General features: G+C 73.2%; 19 protein-coding genes. 5 read left to right on the top strand and 14 right to left on the bottom strand.

Annotated features, from left to right (window positions below):
- Positions 1–20: 20 nt before the first annotated feature.
- A complete protein-coding gene (locus ACFC0Z_RS03315) occupies positions 21–1,520 on the top strand; it encodes an aminopeptidase P family protein (RefSeq protein ID WP_376432202.1) in 1,500 nt (499 codons plus the stop codon).
- Between the two features lie 52 nt (positions 1,521–1,572).
- Here ACFC0Z_RS03315 and ACFC0Z_RS03320 read toward each other — a convergent pair whose 3' ends face one another.
- The 9 genes from ACFC0Z_RS03320 to ACFC0Z_RS03360 form a co-directional block, all read right to left on the bottom strand.
- The gene (locus ACFC0Z_RS03320) at positions 1,573–2,463 is read right to left on the bottom strand and encodes a hypothetical protein (RefSeq protein WP_376432204.1); all 891 of its coding nucleotides are present in this window, start codon (positions 2,461–2,463) and stop codon (positions 1,573–1,575) included.
- Complete coding sequence (locus ACFC0Z_RS03325; protein ID WP_376432206.1) at positions 2,460–4,277, bottom strand: GMC family oxidoreductase; 1,818 nt, start codon at positions 4,275–4,277, stop codon at positions 2,460–2,462. Before ACFC0Z_RS03325 ends, ACFC0Z_RS03320 begins: the two co-directional genes overlap by 4 nt.
- Complete coding sequence (locus ACFC0Z_RS03330; protein WP_376432208.1) at positions 4,274–4,651, bottom strand: hypothetical protein; 378 nt, start codon at positions 4,649–4,651, stop codon at positions 4,274–4,276. The genes ACFC0Z_RS03325 and ACFC0Z_RS03330 overlap by 4 nt, the downstream gene beginning before the upstream one ends.
- A 156-nt stretch (positions 4,652–4,807) precedes the next feature.
- The gene (locus tag ACFC0Z_RS03335) at positions 4,808–5,590 is read right to left on the bottom strand and encodes an IclR family transcriptional regulator (protein WP_376432210.1); all 783 of its coding nucleotides are present in this window, start codon (positions 5,588–5,590) and stop codon (positions 4,808–4,810) included.
- 160 nt (positions 5,591–5,750) lie between these two features.
- On the bottom strand, positions 5,751–7,055 hold the full coding sequence (locus ACFC0Z_RS03340) for an MFS transporter (RefSeq protein ID WP_376432212.1): 1,305 nt from the start codon (positions 7,053–7,055) through the stop codon (positions 5,751–5,753).
- A 16-nt stretch (positions 7,056–7,071) separates the two neighbouring features.
- Positions 7,072–8,457, bottom strand: a complete 1,386-nt coding sequence (locus tag ACFC0Z_RS03345; protein ID WP_376432214.1) for a GH1 family beta-glucosidase — start codon at positions 8,455–8,457, stop codon at positions 7,072–7,074.
- Between the two features lie 142 nt (positions 8,458–8,599).
- Complete coding sequence (locus ACFC0Z_RS03350; protein WP_376432216.1) at positions 8,600–9,211, bottom strand: TetR/AcrR family transcriptional regulator; 612 nt, start codon at positions 9,209–9,211, stop codon at positions 8,600–8,602.
- Positions 9,212–9,459: 248 nt separating this feature from the next.
- Positions 9,460–11,067, bottom strand: coding sequence for a glycerol-3-phosphate dehydrogenase/oxidase (locus ACFC0Z_RS03355; protein WP_376432218.1), 1,608 nt, complete (start codon positions 11,065–11,067; stop codon positions 9,460–9,462).
- Entirely contained in the window at positions 11,064–11,663 is a 600-nt protein-coding gene (locus ACFC0Z_RS03360; protein ID WP_376432219.1) for a TetR/AcrR family transcriptional regulator, read from the bottom strand. Before ACFC0Z_RS03360 ends, ACFC0Z_RS03355 begins: the two co-directional genes overlap by 4 nt.
- A gap of 84 nt (positions 11,664–11,747) precedes the next feature.
- Here ACFC0Z_RS03360 and ACFC0Z_RS03365 point away from each other — a divergent pair, with 84 nt between their 5' ends.
- From ACFC0Z_RS03365 to ACFC0Z_RS03380, 4 genes are all read left to right on the top strand, one after another.
- Positions 11,748–13,343, top strand: a complete 1,596-nt coding sequence (locus tag ACFC0Z_RS03365; protein WP_376432221.1) for an FAD-binding oxidoreductase — start codon at positions 11,748–11,750, stop codon at positions 13,341–13,343.
- A 114-nt stretch (positions 13,344–13,457) separates the two neighbouring features.
- Entirely contained in the window at positions 13,458–14,339 is an 882-nt protein-coding gene (locus tag ACFC0Z_RS03370; RefSeq protein WP_376432223.1) for a diacylglycerol/lipid kinase family protein, read from the top strand.
- Positions 14,340–14,426: 87 nt separating this feature from the next.
- Entirely contained in the window at positions 14,427–15,635 is a 1,209-nt protein-coding gene (locus ACFC0Z_RS03375; RefSeq protein WP_376432224.1) for a 4-hydroxybenzoate 3-monooxygenase, read from the top strand.
- Between the two features lie 109 nt (positions 15,636–15,744).
- Entirely contained in the window at positions 15,745–17,505 is a 1,761-nt protein-coding gene (locus tag ACFC0Z_RS03380) for a methyltransferase (protein WP_376432226.1), read from the top strand.
- A gap of 98 nt (positions 17,506–17,603) precedes the next feature.
- On the opposite strand, the gene ACFC0Z_RS03385 is transcribed toward ACFC0Z_RS03380, so the two are convergent.
- The 5 genes from ACFC0Z_RS03385 to ligK are packed head-to-tail and all read right to left on the bottom strand — an operon-like array spanning position 17,604 to position 22,522.
- Positions 17,604–18,611 (bottom strand): aldo/keto reductase, encoded by a 1,008-nt coding sequence (locus ACFC0Z_RS03385; RefSeq protein WP_376432228.1) that lies wholly within the window; start codon positions 18,609–18,611, stop codon positions 17,604–17,606.
- Positions 18,608–19,582 (bottom strand): Gfo/Idh/MocA family oxidoreductase, encoded by a 975-nt coding sequence (locus ACFC0Z_RS03390; RefSeq protein WP_376432230.1) that lies wholly within the window; start codon positions 19,580–19,582, stop codon positions 18,608–18,610. The genes ACFC0Z_RS03385 and ACFC0Z_RS03390 overlap by 4 nt, the downstream gene beginning before the upstream one ends.
- 1 nt (position 19,583) lies before the next feature.
- Positions 19,584–20,891, bottom strand: coding sequence for a protocatechuate 4,5-dioxygenase subunit alpha (ligA, locus tag ACFC0Z_RS03395; RefSeq protein WP_376432231.1), 1,308 nt, complete (start codon positions 20,889–20,891; stop codon positions 19,584–19,586).
- A 2-nt stretch (positions 20,892–20,893) separates the two neighbouring features.
- Positions 20,894–21,814: an amidohydrolase family protein gene (locus tag ACFC0Z_RS03400; RefSeq protein ID WP_376433434.1), complete on the bottom strand. Its 921-nt coding sequence runs from the start codon at positions 21,812–21,814 to the stop codon at positions 20,894–20,896.
- A gap of 18 nt (positions 21,815–21,832) precedes the next feature.
- Complete coding sequence (gene ligK / locus ACFC0Z_RS03405; protein WP_376432232.1) at positions 21,833–22,522, bottom strand: 4-carboxy-4-hydroxy-2-oxoadipate aldolase/oxaloacetate decarboxylase; 690 nt, start codon at positions 22,520–22,522, stop codon at positions 21,833–21,835.
- Between the last annotated feature and the right edge of the window lie 7 nt (positions 22,523–22,529).

Raw genomic sequence — 22,529 nt, forward strand, 5'->3', positions numbered from 1 at the left:
GGTCTGACAGGATGACCGGCATGACGAGCGAGAACCAGCCCAAGGCAGGCCACCGAGGCACCCCCGCGAACAACGCGTTCCGTGACTTCATGGCCTCCGGCTGGGCGACCGACGACCGTTCGCCCACCCCCCGCGCCGAAGTCGCCGATCACGCCGCCCGCCGACGCGAGGCCCTCTCCGGACAGTTCCCCGGAGAGCGGCTCGTCCTGCCGGCCGGCGGCCTGAAGGTCCGCAGCAACGACACCGACTTCACCTTCCGGCCGCACACCGCCTTCGCCCACCTCTCGGGGCTCGGCGCGCAGGCGGAACCCGACAGTGTCCTCGTCCTCGACCCCCGCCCCGAGGGCGGACACGAGGCCGTCCTGTACTTCCGCCCGCCGGCCCCCCGTGACACCGAGGAGTTCTACAACGACTCCCGGTACGGTGAGTTCTGGGTCGGCTACCGCCCGACCGTCGCGGACGTCGAGTCCGAGCTCGGCCTCACCGCCCGCCACATCGACGAGCTGACCGCCGACCTGGCCAAGGACGAGGCCGCCGCCCGGCTGCGCGTGGTCCGCTCGGCCGACCCGCAGCTCGCCGAGCTCGTCGACACCACCCGTACGCAGGCGGGGAGCGCTCTCACGGCCGAGGAGCAGACGGAGGCCGACGGGGCGCTGGAGCGTCACCTCTCCGGCATGCGCCTGCTCAAGGACGCGTGGGAGGTCGAGGAGATGCGCAAGGCCATCGCCGGCACCCACCGCGGCTTCGACGCGATCATCGCCACCCTCCCCGAGGCCGTCCGCAAGGGCCGCGGCGAGCGCTGGGTCGAGGGCATCTTCGGCCTGTACGCCCGCCACGAGGGCAACGGCGTCGGATACGAGTCGATCTGTGCCTCCGGCGACCACGCCAACACCATCCACTGGACGAAGAACACCGGCGAGGTCCGCGAGGGCGACCTCATCCTCGTCGACGCGGGCATCGAGGTCGACTCCCTCTTCACCGCCGACATCACCCGCACCCTCCCGGTCACCGGCCGCTTCACCGACGTCCAGCGCAAGATCTACGATGCCGTGCACGAGGCCCAGCAGGCCGGCATGGACGCGGTGAAGCCGGGCAACAAGTTCAGCGACGTCCACGCCGCCGCCAACGCCGTCATCGCGCGCCACATCCACGAGTGGGGCCTGCTCCCCGAGGGCGTCACCCTGGAGCAGACCCTCGACAAGGAGAACGGCGGCTGGCACCGCCGCTGGATGGTCCACGGCACCTCGCACCACCTCGGCATGGACGTCCACGACTGCCAGCTCCTCCTGCGCGAGGAGTACATGGACGGCGAGCTCAAGCCGGGCATGATCCTCACCGTCGAGCCGGGCCTCTACTTCAAGGCGGACGACCTGCTCGCCCCGGAGGAGTTCCGCGGCATCGGCGTCCGCATCGAGGACGACGTCCTCGTGACGGAGGACGGCTACGAGAACCTGTCGGCCGCGATGCCGCGCGGCTCGCACGAGGTCGAGGAGTGGATCGCCGGGATCGCGAACCGCTAGGAGACACCGAAGAGCGGGCCGGGGCACACGTGGTGTGCCCCGGCCCGCCGTGTCAGGGGCGCGGTCCGGTCGGCAGGTAGTACGGCCGGTTGTGGGCGGCCACCGGAGGGGACTGGAACGACCAGGCGCCGACGGCGGCCGGGGCCGTGCCGAGCAGGGCGTGGACGTCGGCGCCGAGGGCCCCGTCCGGGGCGTGCACCTCCAGGCGGGTGCGGTCGGCGTGCTCGCGCGCCGCGAGGTCGTACCAGCGGTACGGCTGGTAGACGTTCATGGGCCCGGCGAGGAGCCGCCCCTCGCGGTCCGTGCCGTACCCGGTGACCGGGGCGGAGTTCGCGGCGACGGGCGTCAGCCCGTCGAGCCGCACCGCGAGGTCGATCAGCGGGTTCCGGCCGGGCACCAGCGTTTCGTCCGGGCCGACCGTCGCCTCCAGGCACCGCACGGACCAGGTTTCGCCCGCCGGCCCGTTGAGTGACGGCAGACCGACCTCGAACCGGCCCGGGACCTTGGGCTCCGCGTAGAGCTCTCGACCTGCCCGGATCGCGAACGGGTTGTCGCACACGACGTGGAGCCGCGCGATCCCGAGCAGTTTCGTCTGGTCCCAGCCGCACGCGTACTGGGCGTAGGTGAGGCGCGGCAGACGCCCGCCCTCGGATGTCGGGAACGCGATGACACTGAACTCGATCTCCTGCGTGACCCCGCCGCCGAACGCGTACTGCGCGAAGTACAGCTGGTAGTTGAGCGAGACGAGCGCCAGCCCGTCCTCGAAGACCGCCGCCGTCAGGTCGGGGTGCTGCTTGGCGAGCAGCGCGCGCACGGGCTCGTACGGTACGAGCCAGTCGACGCCCACCTGGTGCAGGGCGCCGTAGTGGAAGGGGAGCTGGAACGGTTCCGCCACCGGCGGGAGGGGGAGGGAGGGGGCGGGGCGGGCATGCGGGTCGGTCACTGGGTGGCTCCTCGGGTCGGGGTGGCGACGGGGACCGGCCGGTCGCGTGCGACGAGATCGGCCGCGATCCGCTCGGCGCTGCGCAGGGCGAGCGCGGCCATCGTCAGGGTCGGGTTGGAGGTGGCCACCGACGGCATGCTGCCGCAGCCGACCGCGTACAGCCCCGGGTGGTCCCAGCAGCGCTGCCAGGAGTCGACCACCGACGTCGTCGGCGAGTCGCCCATGACGTGGGTGCCGGCGGCGTGACCGGCCCCGCGGTAGCCGTAGGTGCGGCCGTCGCGCGTGAAACGTCCGGGCCAGGCGGCCGTCGGGGCGTAGTCCGTGTGGTCCTCGGCGCCGAGCAGCGCGAAGATCTGGTCCGACACCGCCCGGGCGGCGACCATTCCCGCCTTCACGTGCTCGTCGAGGTCGTACGTGACGCGTGGCAGGGGAAGCCCCAGCGCGTCCCGCTCGCTCGGATGGAGGGTGACGCGGTTGGCGGGATCGGCGCTCTGCTCCATCTCGAACTGGAGCGTGAACTGGCGGCGGATCCGGTCGCCGAGGGCCTCCCTCAACTCGCCACCCAGCAAGCCCCGATCGGTGAGGAAGTGGTGGACGTCCGTGTCCACGGGGCCCTTCGCCCACACCCACCCCCACGTCCCGAACTCGACGCGGAACGGGGCCCGCGACCTCCGCGCCGGACCCGCGCGGAACCCCTCGAAACCGGAGACCGACCCGGGGCCCCGGTACGGACCGGTGTCCTCGGGCAGCAGCCCCCAGGTCAGCAGCACGGGATGGTCCATCAGGTTGCGCCCGACCTGCCCGCTCCGGTCGGCCAGCCCGGAGAGCAGCAGGAGGCGCGCGTTCTCGATCGCGTGCGCGGCGAGCACGACGACGTCCGCGTGGGCGACGGACGACCCGCCGTCGTACGAGCGGTACTCCACGCCCGTGGCCCGCCCCCGCCCGTCGACCAGGACCCGGCTCACCACGGCACGGTCCCGCAGGGAGACGGTGCCGCTCCACCGCCCCTGGGTCTTGAGCGGGGTGTACTTGGCACCCGAGGGGCAGTGCGGGATGCAGCTCGCGTTGCCCACGCACCGGCTCTCGGCGTCCGGGCGGCCGTGCCGCCCCCGTGGCATATAGCCGCGGCCCCCGTCGTACCGGGGATCGGGCACGGTGTTGCGGGCGTGCGGCGTCCCGACGACGGTCAGCTCGGTCTCGGTCAGGCCGACGGGGTCCTTGACCCTCCGCCCGTCGAGGCGTGCGGCGAGAAGCCGGTCGAGCCGGGCGGCGGGCAGCGGCAGCATGGGGAAGACGTAGTCGTCGGGGAAGGGCAGGCCGACGCGCCGGCGCTGCTCGTCGACATCGGCCGCCACCCCCAACTCCGCCTCCGCGGCCCGGTAGTGGACCTCCAGGTCGTCGTACGAGAGGGGCCAGCGGCGCCCGTACCCGAACGCCTCGGTGTCGAAGTCCTCGGGGAGCATGCGGGGCGCGAGGCCGGTCCAGACGTTGCCGGTGCCGCCGTTGACGCGGACGTACCCACTGGCGTAGGGGAGGGGACCGTCCTGCCGGAGGTGGCCGGTGGCGCGGAAGCCCGCCGTGTTCGTTCCCGTGACGTCCGTGACCTCGGGCCACGGCACGGCCGGATGAGGCCGGTAGGCGGACCCGGGAACCTTGACGGAGGCGGCGAGATAGGTGGCGAGCGGATCGTCCTCGTCCCCGCCGCGTGCCCCCGCCTCCAGCACGAGGACGCGTCGCCCCTCCTGCCCGAGCCGCTGCGCGACGAGCGACCCCGCGACACCGGCACCGACGACGATCACGTCGTACCGCGTCACCGGGCATCACCGGCGCCCGACCAGCTCCCGTACCCGCGAGGTGCCGTGGCGGGAGCCGCGATTCCGGCGGCCTTCCAGACGAGGGCCTCCGTGTACGACCGGCCCGACACCAGGGTCGGCGGGGGTCCCGGCCAACTCCCCGTGTACCAGAGATAGGTCACGGATCTGGCGGCCCTGGCCGTCGGCTCGTCCGTGAGTCCCGCCGGATCCGCGCACGCGTCGAGCAGGTCGCCGTAGAGCTCGGCGCCGAGCCGTTCCCGCGCGACCGCCCGGTACGTCTCCGTCAGACCGGTGGCCACGAGGGCGGACTCGTCGAATCCCGTCAGCCGCGCCGACAGGGTGAGGAAGGGCTGTGTGTCGTCAGTGTGGGGCACGCGGGCATCGGTGCCCGTGCCACCGCCGCCTCATGCGCCGCGCCCCCGGATGGGCTGGAACTCGACGCGGGGCGCTCCCTCGTGGGACGGACGGCGCTCGAACGGAAGGTCGGTGTACGGAAGAAGGACCGGTGTACGGAGGGAGGCGCCCGTGCTTCAGGCGTCGGGCGGTCGCGGGGCCGGCGTCGTGACGGTGAAGGCGAGGCCCGTGATGACGCCCTCGGCCCGGCGTTTGAGGCGTCCGGCGACCGGTTCGAGGAGGTGGGCGCGGGAAGCGGGGAGGGAGACGGCGAGGGCCGCGGGCACGTCGCCGACGGTGATGGGCACGGCGGCGCAGACCGTCCCCAGCGCGTACTCCTGCCGCTGGTAGAACGGCCCGCCCCGGGGCAGCCGCGCGAGCCGCCGCAGCAGCGCGTCCTCGTCCGGGACGGTGTACGGGGTGAGCCGCTCCACGGGGTGCCGGGAGAGGTGCTCGCGGCGGGCGTCCTCGTCGAGCTGGGCGAGCAGGCACTGACCGGCCGCGTGGGCGTGGGCGGAGCGGCGGAAGTCCGCCCACTCCTCCGTCGCCGGGGTGGCGGGTCCCGAGGCGATGCCGGCGACCCGGACCTCGCCCTCCTGGTACAGCGTGAAGTAGACGGCGGCGCCGAGTTCGTCGCGCAGCGTGCCCAGCCAGTCCGCCATCTCCGCCGGGCGGGTCTGCCGCGCGGCGGAGGCACCGAGCCTGGCTCCCGCGCAGCCGATGGTGTACACCCCGCCCTCGCGCCGCAGATAGCCCTCGTGGGTCAGGGTGCGCAGCAGGTGGTACGTGGTGGCGAGCGGTATGCCGGTGCGGCGGGCCAGGTGCTTGGCGGTCGGCCCGCGGTCGTCCTCGGAGATGGCGTCGAGCAGGCGCAGGGCCCGGCGGACGGACTCGATGAGCGTGGGATGGCTCGTGGGCATGGCGGTTCCCTCGGGTTCGGACGACAGGGGTCGGCCGACCGATTCCCCATGGACTGAATATTTCCTCAGGGAATGTGTGGGAATGGGGGGTAATCAGCGTGAGTTGTGTGAACGATGTGAAAGGTCGGATGAGTGACAGGAGCATGGCGAAGCGGGTGGTTCAGGCCACGCCCCGGACCCGCCTGACGAGCAGGCCGCCGACGAGGATGGCCAGAGCCGCGGTGACGTACAGGCCGGTGTACCCGCCGAGATGGGCGATGACCGGAGCGGCCAGGGCCGGGGCGAGCACCTGCGGGCCCGAGTTGGCGATGTTGATGACGCCCAGGTCCTTGGCGCGGTCGGCGGCCTCGGGCAGGACCTGGGTGACGAGGGCCTGGTCGACGGCGAGGTAGATGCCGTACCCCGCCCCCAGGACCGCGGCGGCGGCCAGCGCCGCGGGCCAGGTGTGGACCAGCGCGAGGAGCAGTGCGGCGGCGGTCATGATCACGGAACAGAGGACGACGAACTTCTTGCGCTGCCCGAGACGGTCGGACAGGGCGCCGACCGGGACCGCCGTCAGCGCCGCGCACAGCGTGTAGACCAGGGTGAGGATGAGGACGCCGGTACCGGGGTCGTCGTAGTGGACGGCGTCGGCGAGGAAGTAGAACAGGTAGAGCGTGCCGAGCGCGTTGCCCAGGTTGATCAGGAACCGGGTCAGCCAGGCCCAGGCGAAGTCCGGATGACGCCGGGGGCTCAGCCAGAACGAGCGCGCGAAGGCCCGCGCGTCGAAGGCGGGGCGCAGCTCCCGGGGCAGCGCCGGTTCGCCGTGGCGCAGGAAGGGGAGGGCGAGGGCGACGGTCAGCGCGGCGAGGACCCCGTACCCGGCGCCGACGCCGGTGACCACCATCGTGGTGATCAGCGCGCCGACGACCAGGCCGACGGACTGCATCAGCCCGGTCCAGCCGGAGACCTGGGCCCGCTGGGCGAGCGGCACGCGGTCGGCGACCGGCGTGCTCACCCCGGCCAGCATGGCGTTCAGGCCGGCCTGGGCCAGGCACCAGCCGACGGCCACCCCGGCCACGGTGTGCTGGGAGGCGGTGAAGGCGAGCCCCGCCGCCCCGGCGAGCGCGCCGCCGAGGATCCAGGGCCGCCGACGGCCGTACCGGCTCGTCGTCCGGTCCGACCAGGCTCCCGCGATCGGGTTGACCAGGACGGCGACGAGCGCGCCGAGACCGGTCACGACGGAGAGGGCGTCGTTCTTGTCCTGCGCGTCGATGTGCTCCAGCTGGAGCGGCAGCAGGATCTGAATGGGCGTCATGAACGCCATGAAGACGGCGAGCGTGGCCAGCGAGAGGTCGACCGTCCAGCCGACCTTCACCGGGGCGGTGGGTTCGGCGAACACGGCGGCGTCCGTGGACGCCTCGGCCGCGTCCGCCCCGCCTCTCCCGCCCGCGTCCGCCGGGTCCGACGCGGAAGTGCGTGCCATGGGGGGACTCCGTCGCTCAGGATCGCTGAGAGGCGATCAGGTTGCGGTACCACGCGTAGCTCGCCCGGGGCGTGCGCTCGCCCGTGGCGAAGTCGACCTCGACCAGGCCGAAGCGCTGGTGGAAGCCCTCGGCCCACTCGAAGTTGTCGAGAAGCGACCAGGTGAAGTAGCCCCGCACGTCCACGCCTTGGGAGGCGGCGCGCGCGAGCGCGTCGAGGTGGCCCGCGAGGTAGTCGATCCGGGCCTGGTCGTCGAGACCGGCCGGCTGCGCGCAGCCGCTCTCGGTGATCCAGACGGGCGGAAGGGCGTCGCCGTAGCGGCCCTTGAGGCCGGTGAGCAGCTCGGTGAGGCCGTCGGGGACGACGGGCCAGCCGAACGAGGTCCGCTCGTAGGCCTCTTCGGGTTCGGCCAGGTCGAAGGGCAGTCCGGCGGCGGGGTCGGCCGGGGCGGTGATCCAGCTCGGGTTGTAGTAGTTGACGCCCAGGCCGTCGAGGGGGGCGGCGATGGTGTCGAGGTCGCCGTCCTGGATCACGTCACCCCAGGTCGGGTCCGTCATGCCGTACGCCGAGAGGTCCGGGTAACGTCCCGTCAGGATCGGGTCGTTGAAGAGCCGGTTGTGGAGGATGTCGTAAGCCTCCGCCGCCGCACGGTCCTTGGCGTCCGCCGCGTCCGAACGGAGCCGTACGGGCGTGCAGTTGTTGGCTATCAGGATCTGCGCGCCGGGCACGGTCTCCCGCACGGCCCGGGCGGCGAGGCCGTGGCCGAGGAGCTGGTGGTGGGCGACGGGCAGCGCGCCGAGGAGCAGCGCCCGGCCCGGGGCGTGGACCCCGAAGCCGTACCCGAACGACATGTGGACGAACGGCTCGTTCAGCGTGATCCACCGCTTGACGCGGTCGCCGAGCCGCTCCGCCACCACGGCCGCGTACTCGGCGAACCGGTGCGCGGTGGCACGGTTGAGCCAACCGCCCTCGTCCTCCAGGGCCTGCGGCAGGTCCCAGTGGAAGAGCGTGGGCGTGGGCTCGATGCCGGCGGCGAGCAGCGAGTCGACCAGGCGGTCGTAGAAGTCGAGCCCGCGCGGCTCGACCTTGCCCGCGCCGGTCGGCAGGACGCGCGGCCACGCGATGGAGAAGCGGTACGCGTCGAGGCCGAGCCGCCGCATGAGCTCGACGTCCTCGTCGACCCGGTGGTAGTGGTCGCAGGCGACGTCGCCGGTGTGCCCGTCGCGGACGGCGCCGGGCCGCCGGACGAAGGTGTCCCAGATCGAGGGCCCCTTGCCGTCCTCGTCCGGTGCGCCCTCGATCTGGTACGAGGCCGTCGAGGCGCCCCAGACGAAGTCGGCCGGGAACCGGGGGACATCGGGGAGCGGGGCGGTGGGGTCGGTGGAGCGGGTGGTCACAGGCACCTGCCTTCGTCGCATGCGCGGGTCCGAGGTGGGCCGCAACCTAACATGAACGCGCGTTCGCGTTCTAGGGGTGCGGCGACCTCGGCAGCCCGGCCGCTCGGCCGTCTGCGACCCGGCGGCCGGCCGTGCGCGACCCGGCCGCTCAGCCGTCCGCGAGCCGCACGCGCAGGTCCTCCCAGTAGAACTCCAGCATCCGCTTGAGCTCGTCGACCGTCTCCAGGTCCGGCTCGCCCGCGCCCTTGAAGACCTCGTGGAGGACCGCGTTCGAGGCCCACACCACCATCCGCGTCGCGCGCCGGGCGCGCTCGTCGCCGGGGCGGCCCGTCAGATGCTCGATGATGCGCACCAGGCCGTCCGCGATGAGCGCGTTGCTCGCCTCGTCGGCGCGCGCCAGCTCCGGGCTCAGGTGCCGCCCGGCCCACAGGGCCATGCCGCCCGGCTGGGAGGGGAAGAGTTCGGCGTACACGTCGACCATCGTCCCGACCAGGTCGGTCAGTTCACCCGCGACGGCCCGCTCGACGAGCTCGTCGATGGCGGTGGCGAAGGACGTGAGGTACCGCTCGCCGAGGGCGTCCACGACGGCGCCCTTGTCGGCGTAGAACTGGTAGATGCTGCCGACCGGCGCACCCGACTTCTCGGCGATGCGCCGCATGGTCAGGGCCTCGTACCCCTCGTGGCAGAGGATGTGGTCGGCGGCGGCGAGGATCGCCTCGACCCGCGCCCTGCTGCGCGCCTGCTGCGGCTGCCTCCGCACGCGCGGACCCGATGTCTCCGGCACCCCTCACACCCCCGTCGTCCCCGCCCCTCGGCTGCGGCGGTGCGGCGAACGTAACACGCACGCGCGCGCGTACCGGCGGGCGTCGAGCCGGATGGGGGTGCGGCTCGACACCCGCCGGAGAACAGGGGGCCGGAGGGGCCGGGGAGGGCCGGGGGTCACTGGTGACCGGGGGTCACCGGCGAGCGGGGGTCATCGGCGTGCGGGGGTCATCGGCGTGCGGGAGGTCAGGCGTCCGCGAACGCGACGCGCGCGGCCTCCTCGGCGATCGCGCGGTCCTCGGGCACGACCCCGATCCGCGTCCGCCGGTCGAGCAGGTCCGCCGTGTCGAGCGCCCCCTCGTGCCGTACGGCCCAGGCCAGCTCGGCCCCCGTGATCGGGTGTCCGGGCACGACGGGCGCGGCGAGCGCCGGGTCCGCGAGCCCGAGGGCGTGGACGGCCGCGGCCTCGGTGCCGTAACGGAAGACGAGGCGCTGCGGTACGTCGAGCCCGGCGAGCGTCCGCTGCGGCGCGGCCCCGACGAGCGGCACGGACGCCGTGCGGCACGGCCCCGCGGTCATCCCGCGCGCGGCGACGGCCGCGTCCACGGCGTCCTGCGCCATGCGCCGGTACGTGGTCAGCTTGCCGCCGACGACGGTGACCACGCCCTCGGTCGAGGTGAGGACGGCGTGCTTGCGCGAGATGTCGGCGGTACGGCCGGACGCGTCCGCCGTGCCGGAGCCGTCGGACGTGCCCGAGGTGTCGAGCAGCGGCCGCAGGCCCGCGAAGGCCCCGACGACGTCGTCCCGGTGGAGGGTCACGTCGAGCGCGGAGCCGAGCACGTCGAGCAGGAAGCCGATGTCGGTCTCGGGGACCTCGGGCACGTCGGGGATGTCGCCGTCGACGGGCTCGTCCGTGAGGCCGACGTACACCCGCCCGTCGCCCTGGGGGAGGACGAGGACGAAGCGGTTGGACTCGCCGGGGATCGGGATGTGCAGTCCGGCGGAGAGCCGGCCGAGGGTCTCGGAGCGCAGCACGAGGTGCGTGCCGCGCGAAGGACGCAGACGGACGTCGTCCACGAGCCCGCCCGCCCAGACGCCCGCCGCGTTGACGACCGTCCGCGCGCGGACGCGCAGTTCCTCGCCGGTGAGTTCGTCGCGGACGAGCGCCCCGTCGCCGTACAGCTCGACGGCCCGGGCACGGGTGAGGATCCGGGCGCCGTGCGCGGCGGCGGTGCGGGCGATCGCCGTGACCAGGCGGGCGTCGTCGGAGAGGCGCCCGTCCCAGGAGAGGAGTCCGCCGCGCAGTCCGACGGGACGGAGCGCGGGGGCGAGGTGGCGCGTCTCGACGGCGGAGAGCGTACGGGGGCGGGGCAGCGTCCCGCGCGCGGTGCGGGCGCCGACGCGCAGCAGGTCGCCGGCGAGGAACCCGGCGCGGGCGAGCGCGGCCTGTCCCCGGCTGACGAGCGGGGTGAGCGGCAGCACGAACGGCTGGGCGCGCACCAGGTGGGGGGCGGTGCGCTCCATGAGGATGCCGCGCTCGACGGCGGACTCGTGGGCGACGTCGAGCTGGCCCGAGGCGAGGTAGCGCAGGCCTCCGTGGATGAGCTTGGAGCTCCAGCGGGAGGTGCCGAACGCGAGGTCGTGGGCGTCGATCGCGGCGACCGAGAGCCCGCGGGTGGCCGCGTCGAGGGCGGCTCCGGCGCCGGTGGCGCCGAGACCGACGACGAGCACGTCGACCTGCTCGCCGTCGGCGAGGCGGGCCAGGTCGCGGCGGCGGCGGGCGGCGTTCAGCGACGAGCCGGCGAGGGCGGGGCCGGTGTCGTCCGGGGACGACGGGGGAGGCACGAGGTTCACGGCGTGAGGGTCCTCTCCAGGAGGGTGCGCAGCTCGTCGAGGAAGGCGGCTTCGCTCAGGTGGGGGTCGGTCTCGTCGGTCATCGTCCGCAGCGAGAGCGTGAAGGACTGGACGACGAGCAGGAGGGACCGGGCCTGGAGCTCCGCCGGGGCGCGCCGCACGGACCCGTCCTCGTGGCCGTCCTCGACCGCCTGGACGAGGAGTCCGAGCAGGGCGTCCTGGCTGGCGCCCCTGCGGTCGAGGATGTACGGCAGCAGGAGCTCGGGGTCCACGTCGAGGATCTTGTGGAAGAGCGGGTGGGCCCGGAAGGCGGCGGTGCCCGCGACGAGCCCGCCGACGATCCGCTCCCGCTCCGGGAGGTCGTCCTCGGCCGCAGGCATGGCGCCGGCGGCGACGGCGATCCACTCGCGGGTCATCAGATCGCCGACGAGGCTGCGCACGTCGGGCCAGCGCCGGTACAGCGTCATCCGCGACACGCCCGCGCGCCGGGCGACATCGGTGAGGGTGGTCCGGCGTACGCCGACGGCGAGCACGCAGTCGCGTGCGGCGTCGAGTACGGGATCCGCGTCCGCATGGTTGTGACGAATGGGCGTCATCTGTCACAGTGTAATGCCAGGTGGCGCCCGAACGGGCCGCCTAGGTGCGCCGACCGTGAAACAGACCGTGAGGAACTGCTCGAAGTGGACATGTTGTGGAGCGGCTGGGGCGACCCGGCCAAGGCGGCCCCCCTGCCCGAATCGGTGACCGGTCTCCTCCGGGACCTGCTCGGCGTCACCCCGCGCGAGAGCGGCCCCGCCGCGCTCGCCGAGATCGAGGCGCCCGCCCCGGCGCTCACCGAAGAGGCGTACACCGCGCTGCGCGCCGCCGTCGCCGCCCCGGACGGGGTCCGCGACGACGCGGAGAGCCGCATCCGGCACACCCGCGGCAAGTCCACCCCCGACCTCCTGCGCATCCGCGCCGGCGAGGTCGACGACATCCCCGCCGCCGTCATCCTGCCCGCGGACCACGACGAGGTCCTCGCCGTCCTGCGCGCCTGCGCCGAACACGGCCTGGCGGCCGTCCCGTTCGGCGGCGGCACCTCCGTCGTCGGCGGGCTCGCCCCCACCACCGACGGCCCCTTCGTCGCCCTCGACCTGCGCCACTTCGACCGGCTCCTCGCCGTCGACGAGGTCTCCCGCACCGCGACCCTCCAGCCCGGCCTGCGCGGTCCCCAGTGCGAGGCGCTCCTCAACGAGCGGGGCTGGACCCTCGGCCACTTCCCGCAGTCCTTCGAGTGGGCGACCGTCGGCGGCTTCGCCGCCGCCCGCTCCAGCGGCCAGGCCTCCGCCGGCTACGGCCGCTTCGACGAGATGGTCCTCGGCCTGAAGGTCGCCACCCCCGAGGGCACCCTGTGGACCGGCCGCGCCCCGCGCTCGGCCGCGGGCCCCGACCTGCGCCAGCTCCTCCTCGGCTCCGAGGGCGCCCTCGGCGTGATCACCTCCGTGACCGTCCGCATCCGCCCCCTCCCGCAGAAACGCGTCTACGAGGGCTGGCGCTTCGCCTCCTTCGAGGCCGGCACGGAGGCCCTGCGCCGCCTCGCCCAGGACGGCCCGCGCCCCACCGTGCTGCGCCTGTCCGACGAGTCCGAGACCTTCATCGGCCTCGCCCAGCCCGACGCCATCGGCAGCGCGGCGCTCCCCGAGAACCCCGGCTGCATGGCGATCGTCGGCTTCGAGGGCACCGAGGAGGACACCGCCGCCCGCCGGGCCGGCGCCCGCGCGGTCCTCCTCGCCTGCGACGGCGAGTACATCGGCGAGGAGCCCGGCGACAAGTGGGAGCACGGCCGCTACAACGCGCCCTACCTCCGCGACGCCCTCCTCGACGCCGGAGCGTTCGCGGAGACCCTGGAGACCGCCGCCTTCTGGTCCGCGATCCCCGGCCTGTACACGTCGGTCCGCGAGGCGCTCACCAAGACCCTCGCCGAGGCGGGCACCCCGCCGCTCGTCATGTGCCACATCTCGCACACGTACGAGAACGGCGCCTCGCTCTACTTCACCGTCGTCTCCGCGCAGGGCGAGGACCCCGTCGCGCACTGGGCGCCCGCGAAGGCGGCGGCCAACGACGCGATCCTCGCGGCCGGCGGCACCATCAGCCACCACCACGGCGTCGGCACCGACCACCGCGACTGGTACGCGAAGGAGGTCGGCCCGCTCGGCATCCGTATGCTCCAGGCCGTGAAGGCGGAGATCGACCCGTCCGGGGTGCTGAGCCCGGGCGTCCTGATCCCCCGCCGCTGAGCCCGTCCCGAACGATCCGGCGCGACGGGACCGCCCTCCCGGGAACGGTCCCGTCGCGCCGGCGCACGCCCCCTCACACCCGCCGCCTTCTCCTGCCCCCGGAGGCCATGTCCCATGCGACAGTTCACCGCCGTCGTCAACCCCACCGCAGGGGGATCCAGCGGCACGGCGAGCCTGCTCCCCGTGGCCCGGCTGCTCCGGGAGGCCGGTGCCCACCTCGACACCGTCTACAGCCGCAGCCTCGACCACGCGAAGGAGATCGCCCGGGACGCCGGAGCGCGCGGCCACGTCGTCCTCGCCGTCGGCGGCGACGGCATGGCCGGTACGGTCGGCGGCGCTCTCAGCGGTACGGACACGGTCTTCGGTCTCGTCCCCGCCGGGCGCGGCAACGACTTCGCCCGCGCCCTCGGCCTCCCCACCGACCCCGAGGGCCTCGCGCGGGTGCTGCTCGACGCCGCGCCCCGGGCCGTCGACACCATCGAGGTCGCGTCCGCCGTCCACGAGCGGACCCACGTCCTCGGCAGCGTGTACGCGGGAGTCGACGCGGTCGCCAACCGCCACGCCAACCACTCCCGCCTCCTGCGCGGAGCCGCGTCGTACTACGTCGGCGGCGCCCGCGCCGTCCTCGCGTGGAAGCCCGCCGCGTACCGCATCACGATCGACGGCGAGCTCCACGAGCGCACCGGCTACACCGTCGTCGTCGCCAACTCCGGCTTCTACGGCTTCGGAAGGAACATCGCGCCGGGCGCGCTCGTCGACGACGGGCTCCTCGACGTCGTCGTCATCAAGCAGGCGCCGAAGCACCTCTTCTTCGCGATGATGAACGAACTGAAGACGGGTGTTCACATCCGCCGGCCGCAGATCGAGATCCTCCGGGGCAAGCAGGTCCGCGTCGAGGCGGACCGCCCCCTGCCCTATGGGGCGGACGGCGAGGTCGACGCGCGCCTCCCCGTCACCCTCACGGTGCGCCCCGCCGCACTGAACGTCTTGGCCTGACGCGGCAGAATCCTTTTCGCAAGCACTGCTGCATACGGGTGATTCAGGGGTGCCCACGTGTTTTTGGAGTGCCTATGATCCACTGCTGTGACAGAGAGCACGCACGCCCGGGTCGCTGAGGACTCGGCAGATGTCGTCATCGTCGGCGCCGGACCGGCCGGACTCGTCCTCGCCAACGTCTTACTCCGGGCCGGCGTCGACTGCGTCGTCCTGGAGCGGTCCGGCCGCGACGACGTGGAGAACCGCGCACGGGCGGGCTTCCTCGCCCCCAACACCGTGCGCGTCCTCCGACGCCACGGACTGGACGGGGGGTTGAGCCGACGCGGACAGCAGCACGGCGTCTGCGAGTTCCGCACCGCCGACGGCCGCTTCCGTCTCGACTACGAGCAGCTCGGCAAGGGGGAGCCGCACACGGTCTACCCCCAGCACGAGCTGGTCACCGACCTGTTGAACCAGTACGTCGACGCCGGAGGGCGCATCCGTTTCGCCACGGAAGCCGTCTCCATCGACGACATCGAGGGATCCGCGCCCTCCGTGACCGTCCGGGAGGCCGACGGCCGCACCGTGCGGTGGCGCGGCCGGTACGTCGCCGCCTGCGACGGCCGCCACGGCGCCGGACGGCGCGCGCTCCCGCCCGGAGCCGTACGCCGGCACCACCGCGACCACGGGGTGTCCTGGCTCGGCCTCCTTGCCGAGGCCCCGCCGAGCATCGACGCCGTCGGCTACGCCGTCCACCCGCGCGGATTCGCCGGACACATGGCCCGCTCCGCCGACATCACCCGCTACTACCTCCAGTGCGAGCGAGGCACCCGGGCCGAGGCCTGGACCGACAAGGACATCTGGGACGAGCTCGACCTGCGCATGGGTGCCCACGAGTTCGGACCCCTCACGCGCGGCCGCGTCATCCAGCGCACCGTCATCGACCTCGAGTCCGACGTCCTCGAACCCCTCCGCCACGGGGCCCTGTTCCTCGTCGGCGACGCCGCCGCCCTCATCAGCCCCTCCGCCGCGAAGGGGGCCAACCTGGCCGTCCTCGAAGCCGAGATCCTCGCCCTCGCCCTCGTCGCCGACCTGAACGACGGCGACCCCGAACCGCTCACCCACTACTCCGCACGGTGCCTCGACCACATCTGGCGCGCCCAGGAGTTCTCGCACTGGATGATCCGCCTGCTCCACGCGCCCACCGACACCGACGACGCGGCCTTCCAGGAGGGCCTGCGCCACTCCCGCATGGCCTCGCTGCGCACCTCGACCGGACACCAGGACTGGTTCGCGGAGAACTACGTCGGCATGTGACGCACCGTCAGCTCGATTGGCTCGATCTGCCTTCCGGCGTGCCGCCACGCCTCACTTCGTCATGCCCTCGTTCCGGGCACGGCGTTCCTCCTCCACGCAAGGACAGGGAATGCACTCCGAACAGCCCCCCACGCAGCTCACCCATGCCCTCGACGACACGGAACGGCTCGGCGCGACGGCCCGGTTCGTCCGCGAACAGGACACCTCCCTCCTCCTCTCGCGCATCCTGCCGGGCCTCGACGGGCCCGAACTCCGGGCCCTGACGGACCAGTGCGGATTCGGGCACGCCGCCGTGCTCGTCTTCCCGGCCGACGAGCGCGAGCTGCGGACGGAGCTGGCGGCGACCGGTCTGGCCGCCGACACCCCGGCGCGGCCCAGCGTCGTCGTCCGCGAGCGCCTCGCCGCCCGCTGCGGCCGCCGGGCCGAGGATCTCGACGTAAGGATTCTCCGCCCCGAGGTCCACGGACCCTCCGGGGAGAACCGGGCGGTCGAGGTCTTCGCCCTGACCGTGCCGCCCGGCTCCGGCCTCACCGCGACCGCCGCCGACGAGCGCCGGCACGACCACGAGGCCCACCTCGCCTTCGACGTCACCCGGCCCGACCCGCTCGTCCTGCGCGGACTCCTCGCGAGCTTCGCCCGGCACGGCGCGACCGCCGACGGCGGCGGCTACAACCCCCACGAGGACGGCACCGTCTTCTACTTCGCCGCCCCCGCCGAGACCAAGACCCCTTACCGCCGCGTCGAGTTGTACGCGCGCGGCGACCACCGTGACGTGCTGGCCGAGCACCTCGAACGCCGGCCCGCGCCCCTCCCCGCCGCCGTCAGCCCCGCCGCCGACGGCCCGGCCGAGACGCTCCTGAAGCTCCTCACCGGAGCCTGGACCACCCAGGCCCTGGCCACCTGCGCCCGCCTCGGCCTGCCCGAGGCCATGAACCGCCACACCGGAACGGCCACCGCCGAGCTCGCCGAGGCCGTCGGCGCCGACCCGGAATGCCTGTCCGTCCTGCTCCGCTACCTCCGCATGCTGGGCGTCGTCGACGAGGGCCCGGACGGCTTCCGCCTCACCGACGTCGGCGCGCTCCTCGACGCCGAGACCCCGCGCTCCATGCGGCCGCTCGCCCTCATGTACGGCGGACCCTTCTACCAGTCCTTCGCCCACCTCACCCACACCCTGCGCACCGGCGAACCCGGCTTCGAGCACCTCTACGGCGAGAACCACTTCCTGCACTTCGCCCGCGACCCCGAACTCGCCGCCCTCTTCGACCAGTCGATGGTGTCGAGCGCCCCGATCTTCGACCCGCTCCCCGCCCACCCGGTCCTCGTCGCCGCGGCCGAGGCCGCCGCGGGCGCCGCCACCGGCGCCGACCGCCCGCGCACCGTCGTCGACATCGCCGGCGGCACGGGCGAACTCCTCGGCCGCGTCCTCACCGCCCACCCCACCCTGCGCGGCATCCTCCTCGAACGCCCCCAGGTCCTCGCCGCGGGACGCGCCCGCCTCGCCGGGACCGACGCCGGAGCGCGCTGCGACTACGTGGCCGGCGACTTCGCCGACGTACCCCACGGAGCCGACGTCTACCTGCTCTCCCGGATCCTCCACGACTGGGACGACGAGCGCTGTCGCACCATCCTCCGCCACTGCGCCGAGGCCATGCCGTCCGGCGCCGACCTCCTCATCGTCGAACGCCTGCTGCCCACCGACGGCACGCCCTCGCTCGCCACGGCGTGGGACCTCCACATGATGTGCAACACCGGTGGCCGCGAGCGCACGGCCGAGCAGTACGCCCGGATGCTCGGCGAGCACGGCATCGAGCTCGTCGGCCACAGCCCCCTGGCCCTGGGCGCCCACGCGCTCCACGCCCGCAAGATCTGAGGGCGAGGGGCGACACGACGAAGGACCGGGCAGCGGTACCGACGCCACACACGTCGGTACCGCCGCCCGGCCCTCCCTCGGACCGGCGCGCGGGACCCTCAGCCCGCGTCCCCGCAGCGCTCGGTGTCGATCTCCACCAGCGTGCCCGCGTTGTAGCGGGGGCCGTGGACGGTCGACGCGTTCAGGATCCGTCCGGCCGCCTCCAGCGTCTCGGCCGGCACCTCGACGTCCAGCGTCGACAGGTTCTCCCGCAGGTGCGCCACCGAGCGCGTGCCGGGGATCGCCACCACGTGCGGCCCGCGCGAGACGACCCAGGCGAGCGCCAGCTGCGCGAGCGTCACCTTCGCCTCCTCGGCGACGGCGAGGAGCTCCCGGCGCAGCGCCAGGTTCCCCGGGTAGTGCTCGGCGCCGAAGCGGGGCATGCCCCGGCGGATGTCGTTCCCGGGCAGCGCGTCCAGGTCGGGGGCGACCGAGGTGAGGAAGCCGCGGGCGACCGGGCTGAACGCCACGAGCGCCACGCCGAGCTCCCGCGTCGCCTCAAGGGTCCCCTGTTCGGGGTTGCGCGACCACAGGCTGTACTCGTTCTGGAGCGCGGCGATCGGGTGCACGGCGTGCGCGCGGCGCAGCGTGTCCGCCGACACCTCGGACAGGCCGAGGGCCCGTACCTTGCCCGCCGCGACCATCTCCGCCATCGCCCCGACGCTCTCCTCCACCGGCACCGCCCGGTCGAGCCGGTGCAGGTAGTAGAGGTCGATGACGTCGGTACGGAGCCGGGCCAGCGCCTCGTCGACGGTACGCCGCAGGGTCTCCGGCCGCCCGTCGATGACGCGCGTGCCGTCGACGCCCGTCATCCCGCACTTGCTGGCGAGCACGATCCGGTCCCGGTGCGGCCCGAGCACCCGGCCGACCAGCTCCTCGTTGGCGCCGAAGCCGTAGAGGGCGGCGGTGTCGAAGTGCGTGACGCCCTCGTCGAGCGCGGTCAGCAGCACCCGCTCGGCCTGCTCGGGCGATGCCTTCTCGCCGTAGGCGTGGCTGAGGTTCATGCAGCCGAGGCCGACGGCCGAGACCTCGAAGGGTCCGATGCGACGCTTCGCGAACGTACTCATCGGGCGTCGAACGCCTTCAGCTGCCGCTCCAGGGCGTCCAGCGTCCGGTAGCAGTCCAGCACCTGGGCGATCGAGGAGTTCGGCTCGCGGCCCTCGCGGATCGCCGCGACGAACTCGCGGTCCTGGAGCTCGATGCCGTCCATCGACACGTCGACCGCGCTGACGTCGATCACCTCGTCCTTGCCGGTGACCAGGTCGTCGTACCGGGCGATGTACGTGCCCGTGTCGCCGATGTACCGGAAGAAGGTGCCGAGCGGGCCGTCGTTGTTGAACGACAGCGACAGGGTGCAGATCGCGCCGTTCTCCGCGCGCAGCTGGATGGACATGTCCATCGCGATGCCGAGCTCGGGGTGGATCGGGCCCTGGACGGCGTTGGCCTGCACGATCGGCGAACCGGTCTGGTACGCGAACAGGTCGACCGTGTGCGCGGCGTGGTGCCACAGCAGGTGGTCGGTCCAGGAGCGCGGCTTGCCCAGCGCGTTGGTGTTCGTCCGGCGGAAGAAGTACGTCTGCACGTCCATCTGCTGGATGCCGAACTCACCGGCCTCGATCCGCCGCTTCACCCACTGGTGGCTCGGGTTGAAGCGCCGGGTGTGGCCCACCATGCCGACGAGGCCGGTGCGCCGCTGCGCCTCCAGGCAGGCCTCCGCGTCGCCGAGGGAGTCGGCGAGCGGGATCTCGACCTGGACGTGCTTGCCGGCCTCCAGGCAGGCGAGCGTCTGGCTCGCGTGCAGCTGCGTCGGCGTGGCCAGGACGACCGCGTCGACGTCGTCCATGGCGAGCACCTCGTCGAGGCTGCCGGCGGCACGGTCGATGCCCTGGTCGGCGGCGAACTTCCGCGCGCTCTCCAGGGAGCTGCTCACCACGGCCGCCACCTCGACGCCCTCGATCCGCCGGAGCGCGGCGGCGTGCTTGGCGCCGAAGGCTCCGCCGCCGGCCAGCGCGATCCGAAGGGTTCGGTCGTCAGTCATGTCACTCCTTCACGGCGGGCGCCTCGGCCCGCGGGCGGTTTTCCAGGATCAGGTGGCCGACGGCGGTGTTGGACGCCGGCACGTGGTAGAAGCGGTGCTTGACCTCGGTCTCGCCGCCGCCGTCCACGTCGGCGAGCGCGCCGCGGGCGATCAGCCACATGACGAGCTCGATGCCCTCGGAGCCGGCCTCCTCGACGTACTCGAGGTGCGGGACCTGCGCCAGACCGGCCGGGTCGGAGATCAGCCGGTCGAGGAACGCGTTGTCCCACTCGCGGTTGATGAGACCGGCGCGGGGGCCCTGGAGCTGGTGGCTCATGCCGCCGGTGCCCCAGACCTGGACCTTCAGGGGTCGATCGTACGACTCGATCGCCCGTCGCAGCGCGCGGCCCAGCTCGAAGCAGCGGGTGCCCGAAGGCACCGGGTACTGCACGACGTTGACGTGGAAGGGGATGACCTTGCACGGCCACTTCTCCACGTCGCCGAACATCAGCGACAGCGGGACGGTCAGGCCGTGGTCGACGGTCATCTCGTTGGCGAGCGTGAGGTCGAAGTCGTCCCTGATCAGGGAGTGCGCGATGTGCGCGGCCAGGTCGGGGTCCCCCTCGACGCCGGGGACGGGCCGGGGGCCGTACCCCTCGTCGGCGGTCGGGTAGGAGGCGCTCGTGCCGAGCACGAAGGTGGGGACGAGCGAGAGGTCGAAGGTGCTCGCGTGGTCGTTGTAGACGAGGAAGATCACGTCGGGCGTGTTCTCCCTCAGCCACTCCTTGGAGTACTCGTACCCCGCGAACAGCGGCTGCCAGTAGGCCTCCTCGGTCTTCCCGAGGTCCATGGCCGCGCCGATCGCGGGCACGTGCGAGGTGAAGACGGCGCCGGTGATCTCCGCGTGCTCGGTCGGCGGGTTCGGGTCGGCGTGCGCCGCCTCCAGGACCGCGTGGTCGATGCGGTTGCCCTCGACGGAGCGTCCGCCGCCGACCATCATGGCGCGGTACTCCTCCTCGGTCATCCCGGTCATGGAGCCGGCCATCTGCTGGAACGAGAAGCCCAGCGTGGCGCCCCACTTGGCGAGGAAGTAGATGTTCCCGCCCTCGCGCATGGCGGCGTTGAGGTCACGGTCGAGCAGGGCCTGCTTCTGCTCCTCGCGCAGCGGCCAGGCGTCGAGGTAGGCGCGCTCGTCGGCGAGGTAGAGGTCCCGGTTCTCGGCCGTCATCAGCGACATGCAGAACTGGTTGAGGTGGTAGCCCTTGGCGGACTGTTCGGCGTCGAAGATGGTCGTGCCCGGGACCAGCTTGTAGGTCTTGTCCAGCGACATGGTCAGCGGGCCTCCGGCCAGTACAGGCGCATCGGGTTGTCGACGAGGAGCTTCCGTCGCAGCTCGGGCGTGGTCGCGATGTGCGGGATGAAGTCGACGAGCAGTCCGTCGTCGGGCATGTGGCTCTTCAGGTTCGGGTGCGGCCAGTCCGTACCCCACAGCACCCGGTCGGGAAACTCCTCGACGACGCGCCGGGCGAAGGGCACGACGTCGCGGTACGCGAGCTGCTCTCCGTCCAGGGCGAGCGGACCGTCGACCGTGAGCCGCTCCGGGCAGGTGACCTTGCACCAGATGTCGGGGCGGGCGCGCAGGAAGTTCAGGAACGCCTCGAACTCGGGGCCTGCCGGGTCCTTCGTGACGTCCGGCCGGCCCATGTGGTCGATGACCAGCGGTACCGGGATCGACAGGAAGAAGTCGCGCAGGTCGGGGAGGTCGGGCGCCTCGAAGTAGAGGACGACGTGCCAGCCGTACGGGGCGATCCGCTCGACGACGTCGAGCAGCGCCTGCCGCGGAGAGGCGTCCACGAGCCGCTTCACGAAGTTGAACCGCACCCCGCGGACACCGGCCTCGTGCAGCGCGCGCAGCTCGTCCTCGGCGATGTCGGGGCGGATGGTCGCGACGCCGCGGGCCGTGCCCCCGGACGCCTGGAGCGCGTCGACCATGGCACTGTTGTCGGCCCCGTGGCAGGTGGCCTGCACGACCACGTTACGGGCGAAGCCGAGGTGGTCGCGGAGCGCGAACAGCTGGTCCCTGGACGCGTCGCACGGGGTGTACTTCCGCTCGGGCGCGAAGGGGAACGCGGCGCCGGGGCCGAAGACGTGGCAGTGCGCGTCGACGGCGCCCTCGGGCATCCGGTAGCGGGGGCGGCTCGGGTCGGCGTACCAGTCGAGCCAGCCGGGGGTCTTCTCGAACGTGTTCACGATGCTCAGTCCTCGTACCGCTCAGTCCTCGTACCGCAGGCCGAGCTCGGCGAGCTTCGGCCGCATGCCGTAGATGTCCAGGCCGAGTTCGCCGGAGCGGAAGCGCGCCCGCTTGCCCTCCTCGGCGTCCTCGCGCTTCCGGGCGGCCGCCGCGACCTCGGCCGCCCGCTCGCGCGGGACGACCACGACGCCGTCGCGGTCGGCGACGACGACGTCGCCGGGCCGGACGAGCGCGTTGGCGCAGATCACCGGGATGTTGACGGAGCCGAGGGTGGCCTTGACCGTGCCCTTGGCGTTGATCGCGCGGGAGAAGACGGGGAAGTCCATCTCCTCCAGCTCGGCGACGTCACGGACGCCGCCGTCGATGACGAGGCCCTTGCAGCCCCGCGAGCGGAAGGAGGTGGCGAGGAGTTCGCCGAAGAAGCCGTCCTCGCTCTCGGTGGTGCAGGCGGCGACGACGACGTCGCCCTCCTGGATCTGCTCGGCGGCGACGTGCAGCATCCAGTTGTCGCCGGGTTGGAGCAGCACGGTCACGGCGGTGCCGCAGAGGCGGGCGCCGTCGTAGACGGGCCGCAGGTAGGGGCGCGTCAGGCCGACGCGGCCCATGGCCTCGTGGATCGTGGCGACGCCGAAGGCGGACAGGGCGGCGACGTCCTCCGGGTCGGCGCGGGTGATCGCCGTGCGGACGACACCGAGCTCGGTGTGCTCCATGGTGCTT

Source organism: Streptomyces sp. NPDC056144 (assembly GCF_042264145.1).
In the GTDB taxonomy this organism is placed as follows: domain Bacteria; phylum Actinomycetota; class Actinomycetes; order Streptomycetales; family Streptomycetaceae; genus Streptomyces.